Here is an 11,776-nt window from a genome sequence, read left to right on the forward strand (position 1 = left end):
TTCGGGTGCTCTTCGACCGCGGCGCCGTCGCACGGCGAACACATCGTGCTCCACGGCAGGTTGGGCACCGCACCGCTGCTCGGCACCGCACAACTGCTCGGCTCCGGGCCGCTTCTCGGCACCGGGCCGGCGGGGGCGGCGGGGCGCCGGGCCGGCGTAGCGCTGGGGGTGACGGAGGCGGGGACGCGAGGACGCGAGGACGCACGACGGCACCCGCGGCCCGGTGTGCGCCCGGTCCCGAGCCGGGCCGTCCGCCGTGCCACCGCCGGGCCACCGCACGCCACGCTCGCCCCGCGGCACCCGCACCGCCGGCCCGGTGCCGCGCCACCCGGCCCGTCGCCACCGGCGGCCCCGGCAGGCCAGGGGCCCGGGGCGCGGCCGGCCGACGGGTCCGCGAAGACGCCCGGGCGCGGGATCATGGAAGAAGCGGAACCCAGCCGCCGACGATCCCCACCTGGAGCGTGCGACATGACCGTTTCCGACGACTTCTCGTACGAGACCCGGCCCGTACGGGTCGTCTTCCGGCCCGGCGCCTCCGTGACCGCGACCCCGGACGAGGCCGACCGCCTGGGGCTGCGGCGGCTCCTGGTGCTGTGCGGCAGCCGGGGTGAGACCGCCGCACGGAGCGTCGCGGACGCCCTCGGCGACGCCTGCGCGGGACTGTACGCGGAGGCCCGTATGCACGTGCCCGTCGAGATCGCCGACCATGCCGTCGAGGTGGTGCGGGCGGCCGGGGCCGACGGGTGCGTCGCGGTGGGCGGCGGCTCCGCGATCGGCCTCGGCAAGGCGATCGCCCTGCGCACCGGGCTGCCGCTGATCGCCGTTCCCTCGACGTACTCCGGCTCGGAGATGACGCCCGTCTGGGGCCTGACGGAACACGGGATCAAGCGCACCGGCCGCGACCCGGTGGTCCAGCCCCGCAGCGTCGTCTACGACCCCGAGCTGACCCTCTCGCTGCCCGTACCGCTCACCGTGACCAGCGGCATGAACGCGCTCGCGCACGTCGCGGAGGCGCTGTACGCCCCGGACACCTCCCCGCTGGTCTCGCTGATGGCGGAGGAGGGCGCCCGGGCGATGGCGGAGGCGCTGCCGCGGCTGGCCGCCGAACCGGAGGACCTCCAGGCCCGCAGCCGGGCCCTGTACGCGGCGTGGCTGTGCGGTGCCTGCCTCGGCTCCACCACCATGGGACTGCACCACAAGCTGTGCCACGTGCTGGGCGGCACGTTCGGCCTGCCGCACGCGGACACGCACGCGGTGGTCCTCCCGCACGCCCTCGCCTACAACGCCTCCGCGGCACCCGGGGCGATGACCGCACTGGGCCGGGCCCTCGGCGCGGAGGACGTCCCGCGCGCCCTGTGGGAACTGGCGGCACGGCTCGGCGCGCCGCGGTCGCTCGCCGAGCTCGGCCTGGGGGAGGGTGACCTGGCGGACGCGGCGGCACAGGTGACGGGACAGCCGTACCGCAACCCACGCCGGCTGACGACGGAGGGCGTGCTCGGCGTGCTGAGGGCGGCCTACGAGGGGCGGGAGCCGGAGTAGGACGACAGGGACCGGACCGGAGGGCCCCGGCCGGCCCCGGCGAGAGCGGAGGTGCCGCGGCGGCTAGGCCCTGTCGTCACATTCGCGTCGTCCGCCCGAAGGGCGGGCCGCGCGGCGTCAGGTGCGTGCTCTCGGCGTGCCGGGCCCTGACCCACGTACTGGATGTACTTGGGTCCGGGCCCGGGGCGGCGAGAGTGCGTGCATGGCGTCGCACGGCAGACGGGAATTTGACGACAGGGCCTAGGGGAGGAGCAACCCCTCGGGAAGCCGCGGCGGTGTCCCCCCGTGCCAGTCCAGCACCTGCCCGAACCGGACCAGCTCCCCGTACGCCGCCGGATCCGTCCGCTCGGTGAGCAGCAGGTCGAGGACGGCGACGGCCGCCTGCGCGGGTGTCTGCGCCCCGCTGAAGTCGGTGAACCAGGGCCGGGACAGGGCCGTGTCGATCAGCCCGGGGCAGACGGAGGCGATCAGCCGGTTCGCCGGCAGGTCGACGTCCCGGCGCTCGGCCGCCACCGCGCGCACGGCGGCCACCTGGGCGACCTTGGACGGCACGTTGATCCAGCGCGGCCAGCCCAGGTCCTCCGCCGAGCCGGTGCTCAGGGCCGTGCGCCATGACGCGACGGCCTTCTCGACGTCGTCGAGTGAGGCACCGTCGAACAGGGAGTGCAGCCGGGGGTCGAGGTTCCCGAGCGTGCCCAGGGAGCTGGCGACCACGAGCAGCCGCCCGCCCGGGCGCAGCACGGGCGCGAACGAGCGGAGCATCGCGACCGTGCCCCCGTTGGCGACGCCGACGAAGTCGTCGGCCTGCTCCGACTGCGACCGCTCGGGGGTGAGCATGGCACTGGCGTTGGACACCACGAGGTCCACCCCGCCGTGGCGCTGGGAGAGTTCGGCGGCCAGCAGGGCCACGGCGCCCGCGTCGGAGACGTCGAGCACCCGACCCTCCACCCGGCTCCTGGTACCGGGCTCCGCGGTGACGCGCCCGGCGGCCTCCGCGACCCGGTCGGCGTTCCGTCCGGTGAGCAGGACCTGGTCGTCCGGTCCCAGACGGGCGGCCAGCCCTTCGACGAGAGCGCGGCCGAGTCCCTGGTTGGCGCCGGTGACGAGAGCGATGCGTGCAGAAGTCATGACCGTCACGCTAGGAACACCCGGGCCATGAGTCCAACGAAAGTAACTCACGCCTGGTATGCATAAGAGTCATGGACTTCACGGACGTCTCGCTCGTCGGGCTGCGGGTGTTCCACGAGGTGGCCGAGCGCGGCACGCTCACGGCCGCGGCCGCCGCCCTCGGCTACACCCAGTCCGCGGTCTCCCGGCAGATCGCCTCCCTGGAACGGGCCGCCCGGTCGCCGCTGCTTGAGCGCCGCCGGGAAGGGGTGCGGCTGACCGCCGCCGGACACGTCGTGCTGCGCAGGGCGGTCACCGTGCTCGAAGAGATCGACGCCACCGCGCGCGAACTCGCCGGGCTGCCCGCCGCGGGCGGCACCGTGCGCCTGGGCTGGTTCGCCAGCGCGGGCGCCGTCCTGCTGCCGCGGGCGGTCGCCGCGCTGCGCCGTACGCACCCGGCCCTCACGGTCGTCTCCCGGGAGGGCAGCACTCCCGCGCTCGTACGGGCCCTGCGTGCCGGCACCCTGGACATCGCCCTGCTGGCGATGGAGCCGCCCTACCGCCCGCTGGACACGGAGTCGCCCCCGCTGGCGGCGCAGACGCTGAGCGAACGCAGCCTGATGGTCGCGGTGCCCGCCACCGACCCCCTCGCCCGGGCCGACTCGGTCGACGTCGCCGAACTGCGCGGCCGGCGCTGGATCGCGGCCCCCTCCTCCTCCGGCAGGGAGAAACTGCTGGGCGTGTGGCCGGGCCTGGACGAACGGCCCGAGACCGTGCACACGGCCCGCGACTGGCTGGCCAAGCTGCATCTGGTCGCGGCGGGTTGCGGCATCACCACGATCCCGGCCTCGCTCGCCCCGGCGGCGCCCGCGGGCGTACGGGTCGTGTCCGTGCGCGGTGGTCCCGAGGAACGGCGCCGCCTGGTCCTGGCCCACCTCCCGCATCCCCTGCCGGAACCGGCGGCCCGAGTGGCGGAGGCCCTGCGCACCGCGGCCGCGGGGACGGACGGGTGACACCCTCCCCGGCACCCCGCCGAGCCCGCGACACCGCGCCCGTCGGTTCGGCGCGCGCGTCGCAGGCGAGGCGCGCGCCGTAGGCGCCCTGCCGGGGCCGTCGAGGCGCCCTCAGCGAAGCGCCGCGGACGGTGGCCGTTCGCGTACGGCGCCGTAGGCGAGGAAGTACGCCGGTACGCGTCTGAGCCACCGCGAGGTGGTGAGCAGCTCGGCCAGGCGCTGCGCCCGTCCGGGGTCGCCGAAGGGAGGACGGCCCGCCAGCAGCGGTTCGATGACGCGTGCGTGGGCGGTCCGCTGCAAGGCCTGCGTCGCGACCGTGGTGGGCCGGCGGCGGCGCTGCACGCGGCGTACGTCACGCGGTCCCACCGCGCCCGCGCGCAGCGGCCCGACCAGGTACCGTGCGGCGGCCACGGCGTCCTCCACGGCGAGGTTGATGCCGATGCCGAAGACCGGCGACATCGCGTGTGCGGCGTCGCCGATGCACAGCAGACCCGGGCGGTGCCAGCGGCGGAGGCGGTCGAGGCGTACGTCGAGCAGCTTCACCTGGTCCCACGACCGCAGCGTGTGCACCCGGTCGGCGAGCCACGGGACGGCGGCCGCGACGGCGGCCGTGAACGGCTCGAGGCCGGCCGCACGGCGCCCGCCGTCGGAACCCTTGGGGATCAGCACGGCGCACTGCCAGTAGTCCCCGCGGTCGATCAGGGCCGTGAGGAACCGGTCACCGACGCCTCCCACGAGCCCGTGCGGGTCCTCCTCCCGCCGCGGCAGCCGGAACCACCAGGCGTCCATCGGGCAGGGGAACCGCCGCAGCCGCAGTTCGGGCAGCGACCTGGCCAGCGAGCCCCGGCCGTCGCAGGCGACGGTGAGGGTGGCGCGCAGCTCACCACTGCGGCCGTCGGGCGTGCGGTACCGCACCCCGGTGACCCTCCCCGGAGCTCCCGCCCTCGCTCCGGCAGGGTGGGCCGCCACGGGCTCCACCAGGAAGGACGTCGCCTCGGTGTTCATCCGCAGGGAGAAGGACGGCTCCCGCCGGGCCTCGTCCGCCAGGAGGTCGAGCAGGTCCCACTGCGGCACCATGGCGATGTAGTCGTACCTGCCGTGCAGCGCGCCGATGTCCCCGACGGTGACCAGGGACCGGTCCCGGCCGATCGGCAGCTGGATTGTCGTCACCCGCCGTTGCGGCAGACGGGCGAACCGCTCGGCGAGGCCCAGGTCGTCCAGCAGGGCGAGGGTCGAGGGATGCACGGTGTCGCCGCGGAAGTCGCGCAGGAAGTCGCCGTGCTTCTCCAGGACGGTGACCCCCACGCCGGCCCGCGCCAGCAGCAGGGCGAGGACCATTCCGGCGGGACCGCCACCCACCACACAGCACGTCGTCCGGTCCATCGGGCCACTCTCGGGATCTACGGCAAAATTAGCCATACTGGGACATCTAACCCCAAGATCTGCGGAGTCGACGATGAGTGAGCAGCCGCTCCTTCTCCCGTACGCCGACCCGGCCTTCGTGGCCGACCCCTTCCCCCTCTACCGACGGCTGCGCGAAGAGGGCCCGGTGCGGCGCGTGGTCGTCGCCGGCGGCCTGGACGCCTGGCTGATCACCCGCTACGAGGACGGCCTCGCCGCGCTCGGCGACCCGCGCCTGAGCAGCGACATCCACGACGCGTCGGACCCTCGGCTCCTCCGGCAGCTGCCCGTGACGGAGCGCGAGTCCATGCTGCGCACCATGCTCCGGGCGGACCCGCCCGACCACACCCGCCTGCGGCGCCTGGTCTCGAAGGCGTTCACCGCGCGCCGGGTGGCCGAGCTGCGGCCCCGCGTCCAGGCCGTCGCCGACGGGCTGCTCGACGCGATCGTGCGGGCCGGCCGCGCGGACCTCGTCGCCGACTTCGCGCTGCCGCTTCCGGTCACCGTGATCGGCGAGCTGCTCGGGGTGCCCACGAGGGACCGGCACGACTTCCAGCGGTGGACCGACGACATGATCCTCCGGGGACCCGAGCCGCCGGACCCGGCCGTGGTCGACGGAGCCTGGCGGCAGATGCGCGCCTATCTGACCACCCTGCTGGCGGCCAAACGAGCCGACGCCGGAGACGACCTGCTCAGCGCCCTGATCACCGCTCGTGACGAGGAGCGGCGGCTGGACGAGGACGAGCTGATCGCCATGGCGTTCCTGTTGCTGGTGGCCGGATACGTCACCACGGTCAACCTGATCGGCGGCGGCATCGCCGCCCTGCTGGCCCACCCCGACCAGCTCCGGCTGCTGCGGGAGGACCCGGCGCTGCTGCCGCACGCGATCGAGGAGTTCCTGCGCTACGACGGACCGGTGAACCCCGGCATCGCCCGTTTCGCGCGGGAGGACGTCGAGATCGCGGGCGTGACGATCCCGCGCGGCGCCACGGTGCTGGTGGCCTCCGCCATCGCCGACCGGGATCCGGCACGCTTTCCGGACCCCGACCGTCTGGACATCACCCGCCGGGACAACGCCCACCTCGCCTTCGGACACGGAATCCACTACTGCCTGGGCGCCCCGTTGGCCCGGCTGGAGGGTCAGGTCGCCATCGGGACCGTACTGCGCCGCCTTCCCGGTCTCGCCCTGGCCGTACCGCCGGACGAACTGCGCTGGAGGCCGAGCGGCCTGCGCGGCCCCGAGCGCCTGCCCGTCACGTTCACGCCCGGTTCCGTGCCCGACGACACCGGGCCGGGCGTTGCGGTGTGAAACCGGTGCCGTTGCGCAGGCAGTCGGCCTGCCCGGCACACCCGGACACCCCTCCGCATCGGCCCCTCCGCATCGGCGGGCGCGCCCCCGGGCCCCGTCAGAGCAGCCCGGCCTCACTGGCCTTCGCGATGGCCTCCACCCGGTTGCGGGCGCCGAGCTTCTGCATCGCGACCTGGAGGTACGTCTTCACCGTGTTGCGCGTGAGACTCAGCTCCTCGGCGATCTCCGGATTGGTGCGGCCCATCGCGACCTGCCGCAACACGTCGTACTCGCGGCGGGTGAGCCCCACGTCCTCCAGACGCCGGCGCAGTTCCGCACTGTCGGGCGTGCACAGGCGCGGGTCGATGACGCGGTCGCCGGCGGCGACCCGGTGGATGGCCGTGGCCAGGTCGGGCGTCGCCGCGTCCTTGAGCAGACAGCCGCCCGCGCCACGGGCCAGGGCCGTGCGCACGGCGGCATGGTCCCCGTAGGCGGTGAAGATCAGCACATGGACGGCGGGCACCTCGCGGCGCAGCCGCTCGATCACCTCGGGCGCGAGCATGTCGGGAAGCCGCAGGTCGAGCAGGACGACGTCCGGCCGCAGCTCCGCCGCGAGCCGGACGGCCTCCGCGCCGCTCCGCGCGCTGCCGGTGACCTCGATCGCCGGGTCGTGGCGCACCAGCAGGCCGACCCCTTCGCGTACGACGGGGTGGTCGTCCACCACCAGGACCCGCAGCGGCCGGGCCGCTGTCCGCGGCGGCGTCACAGACATGGGACCCAGGCCCGGACCGTCAACCCCGCGTCCTCGTTGCCGATCACCTGCAGGGTTCCGCCGAGGCGCTGCACCCCGTCGTTCAGCGCGGCCAGCCCGATCCCGCCGACGGGCAGCGCGGACTCGGGCGCGAACGCCCCGCTCGTCCCCGTGTGCTCCGCATGGCCCGGCCAGCCCACCCCGTCGTCCGTGATCGCCGCCATCACGCCGCCGTCCAGGGCGGTCAGGCTGACCACCACGGACGAGGCGCGGGCATGCTTCTCGACGTTCAGGAGGGCCTCCCGCACCGTGGCCAGCAGCATGCGGCGCCTGGGCGGATCCAGTTCCGGAAGCTCCGTGAGCGTCAGCGCCCGGCTCGCCACGCCGGTGCGTTCCTGGAAGGCCCGGCAGTCGCTGGCGACCGCGGTGGACAGCGAGCGGTCCGGCGGGACCGTGCTCAACGCGGCGAGGGACTCCCGCAGGGCCGCCGCCGCCTCCGCCAGCTGCTGCTCCACGGCGCCGAGGCGGTCGGTGAGGCCCGGCTCGGCCGTGTACCCCGTCCGCAGGTCCCGTACCTGGGCACCGATCGTGAACAGCATCGCGCCGACCGAGTCGTGCAGCGCCACCGCGATACGCCGCCGCTCCGCCGCCGCCTCCGCCTCACACTGCGCGTCCGCGCGGTCCGCCACGGTCAGGGCGACCCCGGTGGCGTCGGCGATCTCGGACAGGGCCGTGACGGCCCCGGTGCCGAAGGCGGCACCGTCACGGTGCGCGACATAGATCACACCGATCACCTGGCCGTCGTGCTGGACCGGCACCCCGAGCATGGACTGGATGCCCTCGGCCGTGATCGGCTCGTCGAAGTGGTGGGTGATGCTCCGGGAGCGCGTGTAGTCGCGCACCACACAGGGCCGGCCCGTCGCCAGCACCTTGCCGCCCAGGCCCAGCCCGCACGGGACCACCAGACCGTGCAGACCGCTGTGCTGCGTGCCCGCCCAGGACCGCAGCACCGCGACCCCCTCGTCCTCGACCTGGCCGACGAGGCTGATGTCGGCGCCGGTCACGACCCGCGCCCGCCGTGCGGCCTCGCGCAGGGCCGCCTTACGGTCCAGCAGCCCCACCAGGTCGGCGTGCTCGCGGCCCGGACGGTCGCCGGGGCCGACGGTCCGGCCGGTCCGCTCCGTGCCGTCCGGATGCCGGGGGCGCCGGGGGCGGGGGAGTCGGTTCGATGCTGGAATGGCCGCGCTCATGGTCGAAGTGTCGCACCGGTCGCGAGCCGTGTGCCAGTGCCGCCCGGGGTAGCCGCGCAGGCCAGGGAGCCGTCGGCCGCCGCGCCGGGGCCGGCGGCGCGCGGCCGCGACGGCGACACGGCGCGACACGGCGCGACACGGCGCGACACGGCGCGACACGGCGCGACACGGCGCGACACGGCGCGACACGGCGTGACAGGGCGGGCCCTGGCCTCTCGGGCAGGGGGGTCTCCATTTGGAGGTGCCGCACGGCGGCCGGCCGCCCCATCATGACCTGCAGTAAGGGCACCGCCGCGAGCGGCAGTGCCGCTTCGGGTCCGGCGACAGCCGGCCCGGCGCGGTCTCCACCATCCGCATGGAGGCCGCAGAGCGGCGGTCCGCTACTGGCGTGTGTGCTCGTCCGTTCGACGAGCCGCGGGCCGGCGACGGACGCTCGGGACAGGCGAGGCCGACCGCGGTGCGGTCGGTCGGGGTGCGCGGGGCAACCGCCGACGGGACATGCCCGCCGGTCCCCCCGCCGCGGTGGTTCCCACGAGCCGACGCCGACCGGCACGCTGGATGTCGCCGAACGACCTCGCCCGCTCCCCGGGCGGGCAGTGAGGCGCCCCGGTGACCGGTCGAACGAGATGAGAGGTGTGCGCGAGGATGCGTGCCTACCGTGACGAGCACGAGCGGAGCATCACCGCCCCGGAGGAGTTCTGGGCGGAGGCGGCCACGGCGGTCACCTGGACCCGGGAACCGAAGCAGGTCCTGGATGCGGACCGCCCGCCGTTCTACCGCTGGTTCCCCGACGGAGAACTCAATACCTGTTACAACGCGCTCGACCGGCACGTCGAGGAAGGTCACGGTGAGCGCGTCGCGCTGATCTACGACAGCCCGGTCACCGGCGCGAAGACCCGCTACACCTACGCGGAGCTGCTGGAGCAGACCGCCCGCTGCGCCGGGATGCTGCGCTCCCTGGGCGTCGGCAAGGGCGACCGCGTGGTGATCTACATGCCGATGGTGCCCCAGGCCACGATCGCGATGCTGGCCTGCGCCCGTCTCGGCGCCGTCCACTCCGTGGTCTTCGGCGGCTTCGCGCCGCAGGAGCTCGCCGTCCGCATCGAGGACGCGCAGCCCAAGGTCGTCGTGTCCGCGTCGTGCGGCATCGAGGTGAGCCGCGTCATCGCGTACAAGCCGATGCTCGACGAGGCGCTGAAGCTGTCGAGCCACACCCCGGACAAGTGTGTGATCCTGCAGCGCCCCGAGGCGGCCGCGGAGATGACCGACCGGGACGTCGACTGGGACGAGGCGATGGCGGTCGCCGAGCCCGCCGAGTGCGTGCCGGTCGCCGCGACCGACCCGCTGTACATCCTCTACACCTCCGGCACCACGGGCCGGCCGAAGGGCGTCGTCCGGGACAACGGCGGTCACGCCGTCGCGATGACCTGGAGCATGAAGAACGTCTACGACATCGGCCCCGGTGACGTCTGGTGGGCCGCCTCCGACGTCGGCTGGGTCGTCGGCCACTCCTACATCGTGTACGCGCCGCTGCTCGTCGGAGCCACCACGGTGTTCTACGAGGGCAAGCCGATCGGCACCCCGGACGCCGGCGCGTTCTGGCGCGTGATCAGCGAGTACGGCGTCAAGGCCCTCTTCACGGCGCCGACGGCGATCCGGGCGATCCGCAAGGTCGACCCCGAGGCCACCCTGCTCGCCGACTACGACATGAGCGCGTTCCGCACCCTGTTCCAGGCCGGAGAGCGCCTCGACCCCGACACCTACGCCTGGGCGAGCGAGAAGCTGGGCGTCCCGGTGATCGACAACTGGTGGCAGACCGAGACGGGCTGGCCGATCGCCTCCAACCTGCGCGGTCTGGACCCCATGCCGGTCAAGCCCGGTTCGCCGACCGTGCCGGTCCCCGGCTACGACCTGCAGGTCCTCGACGAGGAGGGCAACCAGGTCGCTCCGGGACAGGACGGCGCGGTCGCGATCCGGCTGCCGCTGCCGCCCGGGTCCCTGCCGACGCTGTGGAACGACGACGAGCGGTTCGTGTCCTCCTACATGTCGCAGTACCCCGGCTACTACGTCACCGGTGACGGCGGATACATCGACGAGGACGGCTACGTCTTCATCATGGGCCGCACCGACGACGTGATCAACGTCGCCGGCCACCGGCTGTCCACCGGCGCGATGGAGGCCGTCATCGCGACCCACCCCTCGGTCGCCGAGTGCGCCGTCATCGGGGTGCGCGACTCCCTCAAGGGCCAGGTGCCGCGGGCGCTCGCGGTCCTCAAGGCCGGGGCGGACATCGAGCAGGACGTGCTGGCGAGCGAACTGGTGCAGGCCGTGCGCTCGCAGATCGGCGCGATCGCCGCGCTGAAGGATGTCGACGTCGTGCCGGCGCTGCCGAAGACGCGCTCCGGCAAGATCCTCCGCCGTTCCATGCGGGCGATCGCCGACGGGGTGCAGGAGCCGGTGCCCGCCACCATCGAGGACCCCGCGGTCCTCGAGGCACTGCGCCCGGTGCTCGACCGGGACAACCACTAGAGTCCCTCCATTCCGGCATCGGGAACGGTGGGCCGGCGCGCGGAGTCGTCTCCCCGGAAGAGGCGGCCCGGACGATCCGGCGCTGATGCCGACACCGGCATCAGCGGGGATCACCGGCGCCGGTTGTCCGATCGTCCGAAGGCCGCGCCGGGCACTTCCGCCCGGCGCGGCCCCGTCCCCGACGCCGCGGCCGACGCCGCCGGGGACACCGATGCGCGTCGGCGTCCGGACGGGCGCGTCCACCGCTGCTGAGCCGGACGGCGTGCCCACCGAAGCCGAGGGGTCGATCCGCGGCTGCCCCACCAGCCGGACCCCTCACCCACCCGGGCGACCGGGTCGGCGCTACCCCACGAGCCGCTCCACGCGGGGCGGCTGAGCGCCACACACCAAGAGGGGCCGGTCGAAAGAACCCGTCCGAGGTTCTTCCGGCCGGCCCCTCGTGGTGTTGCCGGATGCGGGGGAACTCGAATACGACGTTGCTGCCCGACCTGGACGGCCTGGCAGTTGAGAAGGCCGAGCGGCTGGCGGCCGGCACCCGGCGGGTGCATCTGACCACCGCGGACGATGCCGGACGGGCCTGCCGCTCCTGCGGGGTGTTCGCCGTGCGCGTCAAGGGCTTCGTGCAGGCTCGCCCATGGGATCTGCTCTACGGCGAGCGGAAGCTGGAGCTGGCGTGGCGCAAGCGCCGCCGGCACCGCACCGAGCCGACTTGTCCGCACCGGAGCTTCACCGAGCAGGTGAGCCAGGTCCCGGCCGGGCCCGGATCACCGAGCGGCTGCGGATCACGGCCGGGCGGCGAGTGCGTGACCCCGGTTCCACGGTCGTCCGAGCAGCCCGCGACCCGGTCCTGTCCTGGCCCACGGTGATGGGTGCCTTCCGCGCGGCCGGGCAGGCGGTG

The 11,776-nt window shown here is 74.4% G+C and carries 9 protein-coding genes; 5 read left to right on the forward strand and 4 right to left on the reverse strand.

Going from position 1 to position 11,776, the window contains the following annotated elements:
* Positions 1–468 precede the first annotated feature (468 nt).
* Positions 469–1,539 carry a maleylacetate reductase gene (locus ACFYMU_RS25740; RefSeq protein WP_388377566.1) on the forward strand — a complete coding sequence of 357 codons (1,071 nt, stop codon included), beginning with the start codon at positions 469–471 and terminating at the stop codon, positions 1,537–1,539.
* Between the two features lie 240 nt (positions 1,540–1,779).
* Here ACFYMU_RS25740 and ACFYMU_RS25745 read toward each other — a convergent pair whose 3' ends face one another.
* Entirely contained in the window at positions 1,780–2,667 is an 888-nt protein-coding gene (locus tag ACFYMU_RS25745) for an SDR family NAD(P)-dependent oxidoreductase (protein WP_388377569.1), read from the reverse strand.
* A 71-nt stretch (positions 2,668–2,738) separates the two neighbouring features.
* Between ACFYMU_RS25745 and ACFYMU_RS25750 the strand changes: the two genes are divergently transcribed.
* Positions 2,739–3,659, forward strand: coding sequence for a LysR family transcriptional regulator (locus ACFYMU_RS25750; RefSeq protein WP_388377572.1), 921 nt, complete (start codon positions 2,739–2,741; stop codon positions 3,657–3,659).
* 111 nt (positions 3,660–3,770) lie between these two features.
* On the opposite strand, the gene ACFYMU_RS25755 is transcribed toward ACFYMU_RS25750, so the two are convergent.
* Positions 3,771–5,042 (reverse strand): FAD-dependent oxidoreductase, encoded by a 1,272-nt coding sequence (locus tag ACFYMU_RS25755; protein WP_388377574.1) that lies wholly within the window; start codon positions 5,040–5,042, stop codon positions 3,771–3,773.
* 73 nt (positions 5,043–5,115) lie between these two features.
* Here ACFYMU_RS25755 and ACFYMU_RS25760 point away from each other — a divergent pair, with 73 nt between their 5' ends.
* The gene (locus tag ACFYMU_RS25760; RefSeq protein ID WP_388377577.1) at positions 5,116–6,369 is read left to right on the forward strand and encodes a cytochrome P450; all 1,254 of its coding nucleotides are present in this window, start codon (positions 5,116–5,118) and stop codon (positions 6,367–6,369) included.
* A gap of 97 nt (positions 6,370–6,466) precedes the next feature.
* Here ACFYMU_RS25760 and ACFYMU_RS25765 read toward each other — a convergent pair whose 3' ends face one another.
* Positions 6,467–7,120 carry a response regulator gene (locus tag ACFYMU_RS25765; RefSeq protein ID WP_388377579.1) on the reverse strand — a complete coding sequence of 218 codons (654 nt, stop codon included), beginning with the start codon at positions 7,118–7,120 and terminating at the stop codon, positions 6,467–6,469.
* On the reverse strand, positions 7,111–8,349 hold the full coding sequence (locus tag ACFYMU_RS25770) for a GAF domain-containing protein (protein WP_388377582.1): 1,239 nt from the start codon (positions 8,347–8,349) through the stop codon (positions 7,111–7,113). The genes ACFYMU_RS25765 and ACFYMU_RS25770 overlap by 10 nt, the downstream gene beginning before the upstream one ends.
* Before the next feature lie 645 nt (positions 8,350–8,994).
* Between ACFYMU_RS25770 and ACFYMU_RS25775 the strand changes: the two genes are divergently transcribed.
* Positions 8,995–10,878: a propionyl-CoA synthetase gene (locus tag ACFYMU_RS25775; RefSeq protein ID WP_388377585.1), complete on the forward strand. Its 1,884-nt coding sequence runs from the start codon at positions 8,995–8,997 to the stop codon at positions 10,876–10,878.
* A 452-nt stretch (positions 10,879–11,330) separates the two neighbouring features.
* Positions 11,331–11,744 carry a hypothetical protein gene (locus ACFYMU_RS25780; RefSeq protein ID WP_388377588.1) on the forward strand — a complete coding sequence of 138 codons (414 nt, stop codon included), beginning with the start codon at positions 11,331–11,333 and terminating at the stop codon, positions 11,742–11,744.
* The last annotated feature ends 32 nt before the right edge of the window (positions 11,745–11,776 follow it).

The sequence above is a fragment of the Streptomyces sp. NPDC007264 genome (genome assembly GCF_042869095.1).
Classification (GTDB): Bacteria; Actinomycetota; Actinomycetes; order Streptomycetales; family Streptomycetaceae; genus Streptomyces.

Bases quoted from the DNA above. Each gene is read 5' to 3' on its own strand.
- ACFYMU_RS25780 (WP_388377588.1), top strand. From the start codon at position 11,331: ATGCGGGGGAACTCGAATACGACGTTGCTGCCCGACCTGGACGGCCTG.
- ACFYMU_RS25750 (WP_388377572.1), top strand. From the start codon at position 2,739: ATGGACTTCACGGACGTCTCGCTCGTCGGGCTGCGGGTGTTCCACGAG.
- ACFYMU_RS25745 (WP_388377569.1), bottom strand. From the start codon at position 2,667: ATGACTTCTGCACGCATCGCTCTCGTCACCGGCGCCAACCAGGGACTC.
- ACFYMU_RS25770 (WP_388377582.1), bottom strand. From the start codon at position 8,349: ATGAGCGCGGCCATTCCAGCATCGAACCGACTCCCCCGCCCCCGGCGC.
- ACFYMU_RS25740 (WP_388377566.1), top strand. From the start codon at position 469: ATGACCGTTTCCGACGACTTCTCGTACGAGACCCGGCCCGTACGGGTC.
- ACFYMU_RS25765 (WP_388377579.1), bottom strand. From the start codon at position 7,120: ATGTCTGTGACGCCGCCGCGGACAGCGGCCCGGCCGCTGCGGGTCCTG.
- ACFYMU_RS25775 (WP_388377585.1), top strand. From the start codon at position 8,995: ATGCGTGCCTACCGTGACGAGCACGAGCGGAGCATCACCGCCCCGGAG.
- ACFYMU_RS25760 (WP_388377577.1), top strand. From the start codon at position 5,116: ATGAGTGAGCAGCCGCTCCTTCTCCCGTACGCCGACCCGGCCTTCGTG.
- ACFYMU_RS25755 (WP_388377574.1), bottom strand. From the start codon at position 5,042: ATGGACCGGACGACGTGCTGTGTGGTGGGTGGCGGTCCCGCCGGAATG.